The 12,682-nt window shown below is 74.5% G+C and carries 13 protein-coding genes; 6 read left to right on the top strand and 7 right to left on the bottom strand.

The window, feature by feature from the left end; all coding sequences use genetic code 11:
• Nucleotides 1-10: 10 nt before the first annotated feature.
• Nucleotides 11-1,990, bottom strand: a complete 1,980-nt coding sequence (locus ACERM0_RS02450) for a biotin carboxylase N-terminal domain-containing protein (protein WP_373676906.1) — start codon at nucleotides 1,988-1,990, stop codon at nucleotides 11-13.
• A 178-nt stretch (nucleotides 1,991-2,168) separates the two neighbouring features.
• Here ACERM0_RS02450 and ACERM0_RS02445 point away from each other — a divergent pair, with 178 nt between their 5' ends.
• Nucleotides 2,169-2,819, top strand: coding sequence for a Gmad2 immunoglobulin-like domain-containing protein (locus tag ACERM0_RS02445; protein WP_373676905.1), 651 nt, complete (start codon nucleotides 2,169-2,171; stop codon nucleotides 2,817-2,819).
• Between the two features lie 69 nt (nucleotides 2,820-2,888).
• Nucleotides 2,889-3,026 (top strand): hypothetical protein, encoded by a 138-nt coding sequence (locus tag ACERM0_RS02440; protein WP_373676904.1) that lies wholly within the window; start codon nucleotides 2,889-2,891, stop codon nucleotides 3,024-3,026.
• A 54-nt stretch (nucleotides 3,027-3,080) separates the two neighbouring features.
• Here the strand turns inward: ACERM0_RS02440 and ACERM0_RS02435 are convergent, their stop codons facing one another.
• Nucleotides 3,081-3,872, bottom strand: a complete 792-nt coding sequence (locus tag ACERM0_RS02435) for an enoyl-CoA hydratase-related protein (protein WP_373676903.1) — start codon at nucleotides 3,870-3,872, stop codon at nucleotides 3,081-3,083.
• Between the two features lie 201 nt (nucleotides 3,873-4,073).
• Between ACERM0_RS02435 and ACERM0_RS02430 the strand changes: the two genes are divergently transcribed.
• Together ACERM0_RS02430 and ACERM0_RS02425 are read left to right on the top strand one after the other, a co-directional pair.
• On the top strand, nucleotides 4,074-4,583 hold the full coding sequence (locus tag ACERM0_RS02430; protein WP_373676902.1) for an RNA polymerase sigma factor: 510 nt from the start codon (nucleotides 4,074-4,076) through the stop codon (nucleotides 4,581-4,583).
• Nucleotides 4,573-5,379 (top strand): Gmad2 immunoglobulin-like domain-containing protein, encoded by an 807-nt coding sequence (locus ACERM0_RS02425; protein ID WP_373676901.1) that lies wholly within the window; start codon nucleotides 4,573-4,575, stop codon nucleotides 5,377-5,379. The genes ACERM0_RS02430 and ACERM0_RS02425 overlap by 11 nt, the downstream gene beginning before the upstream one ends.
• A gap of 54 nt (nucleotides 5,380-5,433) precedes the next feature.
• On the opposite strand, the gene ACERM0_RS02420 is transcribed toward ACERM0_RS02425, so the two are convergent.
• The 5 genes from ACERM0_RS02420 to ACERM0_RS02400 all read right to left on the bottom strand — a co-directional run bounded on the left by ACERM0_RS02420 (nucleotide 5,434) and on the right by ACERM0_RS02400 (nucleotide 9,261).
• On the bottom strand, nucleotides 5,434-7,041 hold the full coding sequence (locus ACERM0_RS02420; protein ID WP_373676900.1) for a carboxyl transferase domain-containing protein: 1,608 nt from the start codon (nucleotides 7,039-7,041) through the stop codon (nucleotides 5,434-5,436).
• 23 nt (nucleotides 7,042-7,064) lie between these two features.
• Nucleotides 7,065-7,520 carry a GatB/YqeY domain-containing protein gene (locus ACERM0_RS02415; RefSeq protein WP_373676899.1) on the bottom strand — a complete coding sequence of 152 codons (456 nt, stop codon included), beginning with the start codon at nucleotides 7,518-7,520 and terminating at the stop codon, nucleotides 7,065-7,067.
• Between the two features lie 188 nt (nucleotides 7,521-7,708).
• Nucleotides 7,709-8,263, bottom strand: a complete 555-nt coding sequence (locus ACERM0_RS02410) for a hypothetical protein (RefSeq protein ID WP_373676898.1) — start codon at nucleotides 8,261-8,263, stop codon at nucleotides 7,709-7,711.
• Nucleotides 8,264-8,456: 193 nt separating this feature from the next.
• On the bottom strand, nucleotides 8,457-8,810 hold the full coding sequence (locus ACERM0_RS02405) for a hypothetical protein (protein ID WP_373676897.1): 354 nt from the start codon (nucleotides 8,808-8,810) through the stop codon (nucleotides 8,457-8,459).
• A gap of 85 nt (nucleotides 8,811-8,895) precedes the next feature.
• Nucleotides 8,896-9,261, bottom strand: a complete 366-nt coding sequence (locus tag ACERM0_RS02400) for a hypothetical protein (protein ID WP_373676896.1) — start codon at nucleotides 9,259-9,261, stop codon at nucleotides 8,896-8,898.
• 217 nt (nucleotides 9,262-9,478) lie between these two features.
• On the opposite strand from ACERM0_RS02400, the gene ACERM0_RS02395 reads away from it, so the two are divergent.
• Together ACERM0_RS02395 and ACERM0_RS02390 are read left to right on the top strand one after the other, a co-directional pair.
• Entirely contained in the window at nucleotides 9,479-10,528 is a 1,050-nt protein-coding gene (locus ACERM0_RS02395; protein ID WP_373676895.1) for a hypothetical protein, read from the top strand.
• On the top strand, nucleotides 10,518-12,677 hold the full coding sequence (locus ACERM0_RS02390) for an AAA family ATPase (protein WP_373676894.1): 2,160 nt from the start codon (nucleotides 10,518-10,520) through the stop codon (nucleotides 12,675-12,677). The genes ACERM0_RS02395 and ACERM0_RS02390 overlap by 11 nt, the downstream gene beginning before the upstream one ends.
• The last annotated feature ends 5 nt before the right edge of the window (nucleotides 12,678-12,682 follow it).

The following is a 12,682-nucleotide window of genomic DNA, read 5'->3' as shown; positions in this document are numbered from 1 at the left end:
CTCCTCGTGATCAGGCGTCGGCTCCGGCCGCCGGTTCGAACGCCAGCAGCGGCGCGCCCGCCTCCACGGCGTCGCCGACGCCGACGTGCACCGCCACCACCGTGCCGTCCGACGGCGCGGTCACCGGGTGCTCCATCTTCATGGCTTCCACCACGACCAGGGTCGTGCCGGCGGCCACCGTCGCACCGACCTCGACCGGCACCGCGATGACCGAGCCGGGCATCGGTGAGGCGAACGCGGCCCCGCCGGCGAGCTCGGCCGGGTCGGCGTGCCGGGTCGCCGGCACCAGCGTCAGGCGGCGGGTGGTTCCGGCGGTGCTCACCCACACCTCGGTGCGCCCCTCGACGGTCCGCACCGTGGCCGCGGCGTCCGCACCGTCGGTGGGAGGCAGGACGGTGCCGTCGCCGGTGTCGATGCGCAGACCCTCGGCGGACCGTGCCACCCGCAGCGTCACCGTCTCGTTCGCGAGGTCGTCGGCCAGGGTCACGGGCCACCCACCCGCGCCGCCGAGGCGGACGGGACCCAGGGTGTCCCAGGGCCGGTGGGGATCCCCGGCCGGCGCGGTGCGCGACGTGGCCGCCAGCGCCGCGACCGCGGCCGCGTGCGCGCCCGGCGGCGTGGGCGCCGGGCTCCAGCCGCCGAGGTGCTCGTCGAGGAACGCCGTCGTCAGGTCGCCGGCGACGAACGCGTCGTGGTCGACGATGGCGTGCAGCAGGTCGAGGTTGGTCGTGACGCCATGGATCTGTGTCGTCGCCAGCAGGTCGGCCAGCCGGCGGCAGGCGGTGGCACGGTCGGTGGCGTGGACGATCAGCTTGCCGAGCATCGGGTCGTAGTGGCGCCCGACCGTGCTGCCTTCCTCGATGCCGAGGTCGGCGCGGTGGCCTTCGCCGTCGGGCACGACCAGCCGCAGGACGGGACCGGTCTGCGGCAGTTGTCGCACGGGGTCCTCGGCGTACAGGCGGGCCTCGATGGCGTGCCCGTCGGCACGCACGTCGTCCTGCCCGAAGCCCAGCGGTTCGCCGGCTGCGACCTGCAGCTGCAGGGCGACCAGGTCGAGGCCGGTGACCAGCTCGGTGACGGGGTGCTCGACCTGCAGGCGGGTGTTCATCTCCAGGAAGAAGAACTCCGGTTCGTCGCGGTCGAGCGTGTCACCGGCGACGAGGAACTCCACCGTCCCGGCGCCCTCGTAGGCGACCGAGCGCGCCGCCGCGACCGCGGCCGTCCCCATGCGCTCGCGCAGCCGCTCGTCGAGGGCCGGCGAAGGAGCCTCCTCGATGACCTTCTGGTGGCGGCGCTGAACGGAGCACTCGCGTTCGAGCAGGTGCACCACGTTGCCGTGCTGGTCACCGAAGACCTGGATCTCGATGTGCCGCGGCCGGGACACCAGCCGCTCGAGGATGACCCGGTCGTCGCCGAAGGCCGCACGCGCTTCGCGTCGGGCGGCCGCCAGCGCCTCTGGGAGCGCGTCCGGGTCGTGGACCGTGCGCATGCCCTTGCCGCCGCCGCCAGCGACGGCCTTGACCAGCAGCGGGAAGCCGACCTGGTCGGCGGCCTTGAGCAGCGCGTCGTCGGCCAGCGAGGCGTCGTGGACGCCGGGCACGACCGGGACCCCGGCGGCCTCGAGGTGTTGTTTGGCGGCGGCCTTGTCGCCCATCAGCCGCAGGACGTCGGGGGAGGGGCCGACGAAGACGAGGCCGGCGTCCTGCACCGCCTGGGCGAACGTCGGGTTCTCCGACAGGAAGCCGTAGCCGGGGTGGACGGCGTCCGCGCCGCTGCGCCGGGCGGCGTCGACGACCCGCTCGATGGCGAGATAGGACTCGGCCGCCGGCGCGGGGCCGAGCCGCACCGCTCGGTCGGCCTCCCGGACGTGTGGCTCGCCGGCGTCGGCGTCGCTGTGGACGGCGACGGTCTCCACCCCGAGCGCGCGACAGGAGCGGATCACCCGGCGGGCGATCTCGCCTCGGTTGGCCACCAGGACGCGTCGCAGCATCCGCTTCTCCCGTACGTCACCCGGCCCGTCAGGGCGCGGACGCTACCAGCGCGAGGCGGGTTCCCCCCGGCCACGGGTCGCGTGCTGCACGCGCACGGGCAGTCGGCCGGTGCGGCCCGTCGCTGGGGTCTGGCACCATGCGGCCGACCCCTGGTCGTAGCCCCTCGAGGAGGTTCGTGTGCGTCGTCCGGTCCTGCGTTCCGCGGTCGTGACCCTGGCCCTGCTCCTGGCTGCCTGTGGCGGCCAGGGGGGCTCCGAGCCGAGCCTTGTCGACCCGACCGAGCCCGCCGACGAGCAGCCCGCCGAGCCGGAGACCGAGGCGGACGAGGCCGACGAGCCCGAGCCGCAGACCGAGGGTGACACCGCCGACGACGTCGAGGAGCCGGCCCAGGAGGCCGACAACGGCACGGACGACACGGCCGACGACGACGCCCAGGCCGGTGACGACGCCAACGGTGCGACCCCCGATCCCGCCGCGCTCGAGGATCCCTGCGCAGACCACCAGGGCCGTGAGGGCGACGCGTTCATCGAGGTCGTCTCCCCGGTTGCCGAGCAGCAGGTCGAGGACCTCGGTGCCGTCGAACTGGTCGGCTGCTCGAACGTGTTCGAGGCCAACGTCCAGTGGGAGCTCTACGACGGGGACGGCCGCCTGCTCGACGAGGGCTTCACGACCGCCGAGTGCGGCAGCGGATGCGTCGGTGCGTTCCGTGAGGAGCTCGACCTGACGGCGGCCGAGGGCGAGCCGTTCGCCGAGCTCCACGTGTTCTCGGAGAGCGCCGCCGACGGTTCGCGCGAGTACCTCACCGCGGTCCCGCTCGTTCTCGGCTGATCCACCCGTTTCCGAGAACACCGGCGTGCCCAGTCGATACGCTCGGTGACCTCGGACCGGAGACCCTGGATGCTGCATCTGCTGCGACTGATCGCTGTCGCCATCGTCGGCACGTGGGGCGTCCTGCGTGCGCTGGAGGAGGCCTTCGGCGCCTGGGTCCGGCGGGCCTCGCGTCCGCGCGACCTCGACGGCGTCGCCTGGGCCTGAGCGTCCGACGCCCGGACGCGCACGCGGCGAACGCCCCCGGGTCGCCGCCGGCGTTCAGGTCCCGGTGGGCACCCACCGGGCGGGCCGCTTGTCGAAGAACGCGCGCATGCCCTCCTGCCCCTCCTCGCCGGCCCGCAGCCGTGCGATGAGCTCCAGCCGCAGGTCCTGCGATGCCTCGCGGTCGAGACGATCGATTTCGCGGATCAGCGCTTTGGTCTCCCGCTGCGCACCCGGCGCGGCGGCCAGCAGTTGGGCGACGACGTCGCCGACGGTCGCGTCGAGGTCCTCGCGCGCACACACGTCGCTGACCAACCCGATGTGCAGGGCCCGGTCGGCGTCGAACCGCTCCCCGGTCAGGAAGTAGCGCCGGGCGTGCCGAACGCCGATCCGAGGCTGCACGTAGGCGGAGATCATCGCGGGCGCGATCCCGACGCGGACCTCGGTGAAGGCCAGCTTGGCGCCACGGACGGCGATGGCGACGTCCACGCAACCGAGCAGTCCAGCGGCGCCGCCGATGGCGTGCCCGTTGACGCGGGCGACCACCGGCGCCGGGAACTCGTCGACCGCACGGAGCATGGCCTCGAAGTGACGCGAGTCGGCGACCGATTCCTCGAACGAGTAGTCCATCACCGATGACATCCAGGTCAGGTCGGCACCGGCGGAGAACACCTCGCCTGCCCCGGTGATGACGAGGACGCGGACGTCGGGATCGGTGGCCAGTTCTTCCACCGCGCGACGGATGGCGCTCATGAGCCCGGGATCGAACGCGTTGCGCACCTCCGGGCGGTTCAGCGTGAGCGTGACGACGCCACGGTCGTCACGGTCGATGAGCAGGGCATCGGTCACGGCGGTCTCCCTGGTCGGCGCCGGCCGGGACGCTACTCGCGACGCCGGTGACGGACCCAACGCGGCATGCCGTCACGACGTGGACGCTGGCCACGGCGCCGCCTTCGGGCGCGCAGCTGGCGCACGGGCACGGTCCGGTCTGTCACGCTGCCGCGGGCCCGTGCGTGTGATGGGCACGAACGACGTCGAAGGAGGTGGCGGGTGAGTGCTCCGGCGGAGCTGGTCGCCTTCGTGCACCGGGAGCGTCCCCGGCTGGTACGGGCGGTGGAGCTGCTGCTCGACGACCGCGCCGTCGCCGAGGAGATCGCGCAGGAGGCGCTGGTGCGCGCCTGTAGCCACTGGGAACGGGTGAGCACGCTGGCCTCGCCCGGCGGCTGGGCCCACCGGGTCGCCATCAACCTCGCCAGCTCACAGCTTCGGCGGCGGCGCCTCGAGCGCCGCGCGAGGTCGCGGGTCGCGCGCGACGACGTCCACCACGAGCCGGACACCGCCACGTCGCTGCTGGTGCGCGAGGCGCTGGCCGCCCTGTCGGCACGGCAGCGCCGCGTGCTGGTGCTCCGCCACGTGCTGGGGTGGAGCGCCGCGGAGATCGGCGACCACGAAGGGGCCTCCGCGGAGGCGATCCGGCAGCAACTGCACCGCGCCCGGGACGCGATGCGCCGTCACCTGGAGATGGCCGACCCACAGGAGGAGCACACCGATGTCCGTTGACCTGGACCGCCTGTTGGGCGACACGGCGGGGGAGCCGAACGCACCGATCGACGTCGACGGCCTGTGGCGGCGCGGCCGGCGTCGTCGCCGCGCCCGTCACGCCGTCGCGGGCGGCACCGCGGCCCTGGTGCTGGTGGTCGGCGGCCTCGGCGTGACGAACCTGCTCACCGGCGTCACCGGGGTCGATGTCCAGCCGCTGTCCCCCGAACCTGCGCCGACGACCGATCCTGCCCCGGCGCCCACCGACGACCCGGACACGGCCGCGGGCCCCAATGCGCCTTCGCGCGACACCGCCGACGACGACACGCCGAGCCCGGAACGAAGCCCGTCAGGCGGCACCGACGACGAGGTCGAGCGCGAACCGCGGCGCGAGGAGGTCTCGCCCCCGGTGGTCGTCGAGGAAGAGGGCGAGCGCGACGCGGCGGGCGACCCGGTGTGGACGCCGGACCCGGCCGCCCTCGCCGACCCGTGCGCCGGCCACCAGGATCGCACCGGCGAGGCGTTCGTCGAGGTCGTCTCGCCGGTGCCGGCCCAGGACGTCGGTGACGCCGTCGACCTCGTCGGCTGTGCCAACGTGTACGAGGCGACCGTGCTGTACCGGTTCCGGGCGGAGAACGGCCCCGAGGTCGGCGAACCCGGCTTCGTGACCGCGACCTGCGGCAGCGGCTGCGTCGGCGAGTTCCGGGAGACCGTCGCGCTGCCGGAGGGCTTCCAGCGCGGCTCCCTCGAGGTGTACTGGGAGGACGCCGCCGACGGGTCGGCCCGCAGCGTGCAGGTCATCCCGATCCACCGCTGACGCGCGTCCACGCGCACCCGTGCCCGCCGACCGTTCGCCGGCGGGCACCTGGTGTCACATCCGGAACACGCCGTAGCTGGGCCGCTCGATCGGCGCGTTGAGCGCCGCCGAGAGCCCGAGCCCCAGCACGTCGCGGGTCTGCGCCGGGTCGATGACGCCGTCGTCCCAGAGCCGGGCCGTGGCGTAGTACGGGTGGCCCTGCGTCTCGTACTGGTCACGGATCGGGGCCTTGAAGGCGTCCTCGTCGGCCCCGGACCACGCCTCGCCGCGCGCCTCCAGACCGTCGCGGCGCACCGTGGCCAGCACGTTGGCGGCCTGGTCGCCGCCCATCACCGAGATCCGCGCGTTCGGCCACATCCACAGGAACCGGGGCGAGTAGGCCCGCCCGCACATCGCGTAGTTGCCGGCGCCGAACGACCCGCCGATGACGACGGTGAGCTTCGGGACGGTCGAGCAGGCCACGGCGGTGACCATCTTCGCGCCGTCCTTCGCGATGCCGCCGGCCTCGTACTCGCGGCCGACCATGAAACCGGTGATGTTCTGCAGGAACACCAGCGGTACCCCGCGCTGGTTGCACAGCTCGACGAAGTGCGCGCCCTTGAGGGCCGACTCGCGGAAGAGGATGCCGTTGTTGGCGACGATCCCGACCGGGTAGCCGTGGATGCGCGCGAAGCCGGTCACCAGCGTGTCGCCGTACAGGGGCTTGAACTCGTGGAACCGGGAGCCGTCGACGACGCGGGCGATGACCTCGCGCACGTCGTAGGGCTGGCGCAGGTCGGTCGGCAGCAGCCCGTACAGCTCCGACGGGTCGTACTTCGGTGGTTCGGGCGCCGCCACGGTGACCGGGACCTGCTTCACCCGGTTGAGGTGCGCGACGGCGTCGCGGGCCAGCTGCAGCGCGTGACGGTCGTCGACGGCGAGGTGGTCGACCACGCCCGAGGTCCTGGCATGCAGGTCACCACCGCCGAGCTCCTCGGCGCTGACCACCTCGCCGGTCGCCGCCTTCACCAGCGGCGGGCCGCCGAGGAAGATCGTGCCCTGGTCCTTGACGATGATGGTCTCGTCGCTCATCGCCGGCACGTAGGCCCCGCCGGCCGTGCACGAACCCATCACCACCGCGATCTGCGGCAGGCCGGCGCCCGACAACGTGGCCTGGTTGTAGAAGATCCGGCCGAAGTGCTCGCGGTCGGGGAACACCTCGTCCTGGCGCGGCAGGAACGCGCCGCCGGAGTCGACGAGGTAGACGCACGGCAACCGGTTGTGCTGCGCGACCTCCTGCGCCCGCAGGTGCTTCTTCACCGTGATGGGGTAGTAGGTGCCGCCCTTGACGGTCGCGTCGTTGGCGACGATCACGCACTCCGTGCCGGCGATCGTGCCGATGCCCGTGATGACCCCCGCCCCCGGCGCCTCGTCGTCGTACATGCCGTGGGCGGCCAGCGGCGAGAGCTCGAGGAACGGGGTCGCGGGGTCGAGCAGCGCCTCGACCCGGTCGCGCGGCAGCAGCTTGCCGCGGGCGACGTGCCGTTCGCGGGCGTGCGGGGGGCCGCCGGCCGCGGCCGCGTCCAGCCGTCGGCGCAGGTCCTCGACCAGCGCCAGGTGATGCTCACGGTTGGCCCGGAAGCGGTCCGAATGGGGGTCCAGGGTGCTGCGCAGGATGTCCATGTCGCGCAGCCTAAACGCTCGCCCTATGCCAGCCGCTGCTTGACCAGTGCGGAGACGCGGGCGCCGTCGGCGCGGCCCTGCACCTTCGGCATGACGGCCTTCATGACCTGTCCCATCTGCTGCGGACCCTGCGCGCCCAGCTCGGCGATGGTCTGGTCCACGACGGCCGCGAGTTCGTCGTCGCCGAGCTGCTGGGGCAGGTACGCCTCGTAGACGGCGGCCTCGGCCTCCTCCTTGCTCGCCGACTCCGTGCGACCGGCGTCGCGGAAGGCGGTCGCGGCCTCGCGGCGGCGCTTGACCTCCGAGGCCAGCACCTGCTGCACGACCTCGTCGTCGAGCCGGCCCTGCGGGCCGTGCCCATCGGCGACGGCACGGTTCTTCAGCGCCGCGACCGCCATGCGCAGGGCGGAGGTGCGTTCCTTGTCGCGCGCCTTCATGGCCGTGCGCAGGTCGGTCTCGATCGAGTCGTGGAGGCTCACGCCGGGCTCCGGGCACGTCGGGGAACGGGGAGGGGCGAGGCTACTACCGCCGCGGCGGGGGTTCCCGTGTGCACGAACGCCGCCGGCCCTCCCCGGGAGCAGGGGAGGGCCGGCGCGTTGTCCCGCGGCGACGGCGTGCGGGGGGAGATGCCACTCGCCGCGAGGTCGGATGCCAGGTGGGCGTGGTGTCAGTCTTGGGTGGTCTCGGCGGCGGCGTCGACGACCGTCTCGCCCGAGCGGCGCAGCGAGGTCGCGGCGGCCTTGAGCTGGCTGGCGGCGAGCTCGGCCTGACGGCGTCCGGCGTTGCGTCCGGCGGCGACGGTCACGTCCGCGGTCTTGCGCACGGAGGTGACGGCGGCCTTGACCTGCGAGCGGGTGGTGCCGGTCTGCTCGAGGAGGCGGGCGACGCGGGCGTCCCTGCGGACGTCGGCGGTGACCTTGCGGCCCTCGGCGGCCTTCTTGTCGATCAGCGTGGTGAGTTGCGCGAGACGTGCCTCGACGTCCTTGGCGACGCGCCCGCGCAGGTCCTCGGCGCGGACGGCCTCCAGGCGCGTCGGCAGGGCGCGTGCGAGTTCGACGACGTCGTGGGCCAGGCCGGCAGCGGCGTAGCCGGCGTCCTCGAGCAGCGCCTTGGGCTCGCGCTCGGCGGGCTGCACGGGCTGCGTGGCCGCGGCGGTCGTACGCTTGGCAGCGGTCTTCTTGCGGGCGGTCTTCTTCGCCGTCTTCTTGGCGGTCGTGGCCATGGCGGGACTTCCTCGTTCGAGCGTTCGCGGCGGTTGCCTGCTTGCTTGCAAGCGTACGCATCATCGCTAACAAGTGCAAGCACTCTGCTCGATCGCGCGCGCAGCAGGGTCGGGCCTGCCAGTGCCGGCCCCGAAGCGGCGTCGGTTCAGGGCGCCGGGACGCCGCCGTCTCCGGCCGGTGGCGCGGCCGAGATCAGTGCTGGTCGCGACGGCGGTCGCGGAAGGCGTCGACGAGCCCGGTCACCGCGTCGACGGCGGCGCCGGCCCGGTCGACCAGTTCGTCGGACTCCTGCCGCGGGGAGGCGGCGGCCCGGCCGACCTCGCGCACCGTCGTGGTCACCGGCGTGGTCGCGACCCGGCCGATCGTGCGCAGCGGCAGGCGCCGCAGCAGCCGCGTCTTCGACGCGGCCGCACCCACGCCCACGCCGACGCCGACCCAGGCCAGCCGCCGCGGCCAGGTCACCGCGACGGGCGACGCGTCGGTCGCCAGCGCGCGAGCGGCGCGGTTGCGCCAGTCGTCGAGTTGGCGTCTCGACCCGCGTGCCATGTGTCGCCCTCCTGCCGGTGAACGTCTGCCCGCACGGTACGAGGCGTGCACGTGGCCACGCGCTGCCACGCGGCCACCGTCCGGATCAGCCGGCGGCCATGGCCCGCAGGTGGAGGTCCAGCTCGGCCGCCAGCACCCGGGCGACCGGTCCGAGCCGCAGGTCGAAGACGCGTTCGGCGCCAACCAGCAGCTGCTCCCACCAGCCCAGGTGCGCCCGCCGCAGCTCACCCGGGACGAGCACGTCCACGTTGCGCCCGACCGGTCGGTGGGCCGCGGCCACGCCGGCGATGCGGTAGCCGCCGCTGACGAGGTCGTCCACGGCGACGGGCAGCAGGTCGGGGTGCCCCACCGTGACGGTCAGGACGCGCCCGTCCGGAACCGGCGGCAGGCGACGGGCCCAGGAATGGTCGTGGGCCGTCACACGCACCAGCACCGACCCGTCGGTCGGCACGGGAACAGGGGTCGGTGGCAGCACCGTCGGCCTCTTGGAGGGTGGCAAGCGCGGACGTGCATCCTCGCACCCGGGGTCGTCCGAGTCACGCATCCACGACACGTGGCACCCCGGTGCGGCGCGCGCCGCCGTCCCGCCGTAGCCTCCTCGCCCGACCGTCGTGCGACGGGTGGTGCGCCGGGCGGCGCGCCGTGTCGGAGCGGGCAGGAGTGTCAGGGTGGGCACGATCACCGTGCTGGGCGCCGGTGGGCTCACCGGCCGCCGGCTGGTGCGTGCGTTGGGGGAGCGTGGCCACCTCGTGACCGGAGCCGCGGACCTCGCGGCGGCGGCCGACGCCGACCTCGCCGTCGTGGCCGTGCGCGATCCCGACCGGCGGGCCGAGCTCCTGGGCGAAGCCGCCCGCCGCGGCCTGCACGCGGTCGACGCCGGCACCGACGCGGTGGTCGCGGAGGTGGCCTACGACGGACTCGACGGGCTGGCGCGGCAGGCCGGGGTGGTCGTGGTGCCGGCCGCTGGCAGCGCCGTGGGCGACCTCCTCGCGGCGACGGCGCTCGCGGCCGTCCGCGGCCCGGTCGAGGTGCACGTCACGTGGGCGTTCCCCGACCGCGGCGGATGGCGGAAGGCCGTCGCGCCGGGGTTGCGTGGCCGGGCCGCGGGTGTGCTGGCGCGGCCGATGCCGGTGCTGCTCGACGGTCGACACACCGAGGAGCTTGCCGGCGAGGCCAGGCGGTTGGCGTGGTTCCCCCGGCCCATCGGACCGGCGCACGCCGCCGCCGTGCCGGGGCCGGACCCGCTCGCCGTCCAGCGCTACGCGCCCGGCCTGCGCGTGGCTCGGACCTATCTCGCCGTCAGCGCGTGGCGGGCCGAACTGTTGCAGGGCACCGCCAACGCCGTGCGGGCCCCATGGCTGCGCGCGGTCGTCCAGCGCCGGTGGGAGCGCGGGGACGAGCCCGTCGAGGGGGCGGCCGCACCCCGCTGGGCATGCGTGGTGGAGAGCCGCGGGACGGCCGGCGAGGTGGCGCGGGCCTGGGCCTACGGACGCGACGTCGTCGGGCTGGGCGTGGACGCCGTGGTCGCCCTGTCCGAGGCGATCCTGGCCGGCCACGCCGACGCCGGGGCGACGCCACCGGCACGCATCGAGGTGCCGGCGACCTTGTTGGACCAGTTGAGTGCCCGGGGGCGCCTGCGGTGGTCCGTGGCCCGCCCGGCCACGACCGAGTCGGACGCCGCTGCCAGCACCGAGCCGGAGCGACCCGATGGCCGCTAGCGGGAACCTGCTGGCCGACGAACGCATCACCGGCGAGGTGCTCGGCGTCGTCTACGCCGATGCCGACACGGGGTTCGGCGTGGTCGAGTTCGCCCTGGAGGGCGAGGGCGGGGCACGCTGCACCGGGCCGCTGTCGGACGTCGTCGAGGGGCAGACCCTGACCCTCGTCGGCCGGTGGCGCGACCATCCCCGGTACGGACGCACGTTCGAGAGCGTCTACTACGAGCAGGTCGCGCCGTCCTCGGTGGCCGGGCTGCGCAGCTTCCTCGCCTCCGACCGGTTCGAGCACGTGCCGGAGAAGGCCCGGATGCGGGTGCTGACCACCTTCGGTGCGGGCGCGGGCCGGGTCATCGAGCACGAGGTCGCCCGCCTCGTCGGCGAGGCCGGCCTCGACCCCGACGACGCCGCGGCGTTGCACGACGCCTGGATGACCGGCCAGGTCCTCGGTGAGCTGGTGCGGCTCGTCGAGCCCGCCGGCTGGCCGATGGACGCGGTGCGCTCCGCCCACGCGCGCTTCGGGTCCGACAGCGCCCGGCTCGCCCGCGAGGATCCCTACCGGCTGCTGGACGCCGAGCGGGTCCGCTTCGCTCATGCCGACGCGCTCGGCCGCGCACGTGGCATCGCGCCCAGCGACCCGCGGCGCCTGGCGGCGGGTGCCAGGGCCGCGGTCGCCGCCGCACGCCGCAGCGACGGGCACCAGCACCTGCCCCGTGAGGACTGCGTCCGGGCGGCGATGCAGTTGCTGCGTGTCGACGCCATCCTGGCCGGCTCGGGCATCGACGCCGCCGTGGCCGACGGCACCCTCGAGGTCGAGGAGGTCGCGGGCACACCGGTGGTGTCCACGCCGGCGGGCTTCGAGGCCGAACGCGACCTGGCCGAAGGGCTCACGCGGCTGCTCACGACCGCCCGCTCGCGGCTGCGCGGGCACCTGGACGCGGTCGAGCCCTCCGACGAGCTCACCGCCGGACAGGCGGCGGCCGTGCGGGCCGTGTTCGCGAGCCCCGTGTCGGTGCTGACCGGCGGGCCCGGGACCGGCAAGACCCGGACGGTGCAGGAGGTGGTGCGCGCGGCGGAGGCCGCGGACCTCGAGGTGGCGCTGTGCGCCCCGACCGGGCGGGCGGCCAAGCGTCTGGAGGAGCTGGTCGGGCGCTCCGCCACGACCGTGCACCGCCTCCTGGAGGCGCGCCCCGTCAACGGGGGCGGCTTCGCGTTCCGCTACGGCGAGCACGAGCGGCTGCCCCAGGACCTGCTCGTGGTCGACGAGGTGTCGATGTGCGACACCTGGCTCGCCGGTCGACTGGTCCGCGCCGTCGACGAGGGGTCGCACCTGCTGCTGGTCGGCGATCCGGACCAGCTGCCGTCGGTGGGACCCGGCGACGTGTTGCGCGACGTGCTGCGCAGCAGCGTCGTGCCGTCGACCGAGCTCACCGAGATCCACCGGCAGGCCGCGGGCAGCCGCATCGTCGGGCTGGCGCGCGAGGTGCTCGCAGGTGAGGTCGGCGTACTGCGCGGCGTGGACGGCGACGTCTTCCTCGCGGAGGAACCGCGCCGCCAGGCGATCGTTCCCCGGGTCGTGCAGGCGGTCGCCGAGCGCGTCCCGTCGTACTTCGACGTCGAGGTCGACGACGTGCAGGTGCTCGCGCCCATGTACCGCGGCCCGGCCGGCGTCGACGCGCTCAACGCGGCGCTGAAGGAGCGGCTGAATCCTGCCGAGGGCCGGCCGAGCGTCGCCGGGTTCCACGTCGGCGACCGCGTGATGCAGACCCGGAACGATCCCGAACTCGATGTCGCGAACGGGGACGTCGGTCGGGTCGTGGACCTCAGCCGGCGGGGCAAGACACTGCGCGTCGCGTTCCCTCGAGGCGAGGTCACCTACGACAGCGACCAGGCACGCGACCTGGTGGCGGCCTGGGCCGTGACCGTGCACAAGTCGCAGGGCGGGGAGTGGCCGGTCGTGGTGCTGGTCTGTGACGGCTCGCACCGCACGATGCTGTGGCGCAACCTCGTCTACACCGCCATCACCCGGGCCCAGCGGGCGCTCATCGTGGTCGGGCAGGCGGAGGCGCTGCGCGTGGCGGCGCGGCACGACCGGCCCAGCGACCGCCGGACGGGCCTCGCGTGGCGTCTGGAGCAGGCCGTGCGGGGCTGAGGGCG

The sequence above is a fragment of the Egicoccus sp. AB-alg2 genome, assembly GCF_041821065.1.
Taxonomy (GTDB): Bacteria; Actinomycetota; Nitriliruptoria; order Nitriliruptorales; family Nitriliruptoraceae; genus Egicoccus.
This window is presented reverse-complemented; position numbering and strand designations above follow the sequence as displayed.

What these genes read in the sequence shown, in the direction of transcription:
- ACERM0_RS02450 (WP_373676906.1), bottom strand. Translation starts at nt 1,990, where the DNA reads ATGCTGCGACGCGTCCTGGTGGCCAACCGAGGCGAGATCGCCCGCCGG.
- ACERM0_RS02440 (WP_373676904.1), top strand. Translation starts at nt 2,889, where the DNA reads ATGCTGCATCTGCTGCGACTGATCGCTGTCGCCATCGTCGGCACGTGG.
- ACERM0_RS02425 (WP_373676901.1), top strand. Translation starts at nt 4,573, where the DNA reads ATGTCCGTTGACCTGGACCGCCTGTTGGGCGACACGGCGGGGGAGCCG.
- ACERM0_RS02420 (WP_373676900.1), bottom strand. Translation starts at nt 7,041, where the DNA reads ATGGACATCCTGCGCAGCACCCTGGACCCCCATTCGGACCGCTTCCGG.
- ACERM0_RS02410 (WP_373676898.1), bottom strand. Translation starts at nt 8,263, where the DNA reads ATGGCCACGACCGCCAAGAAGACGGCGAAGAAGACCGCCCGCAAGAAG.
- ACERM0_RS02405 (WP_373676897.1), bottom strand. Translation starts at nt 8,810, where the DNA reads ATGGCACGCGGGTCGAGACGCCAACTCGACGACTGGCGCAACCGCGCC.
- ACERM0_RS02390 (WP_373676894.1), top strand. Translation starts at nt 10,518, where the DNA reads ATGGCCGCTAGCGGGAACCTGCTGGCCGACGAACGCATCACCGGCGAG.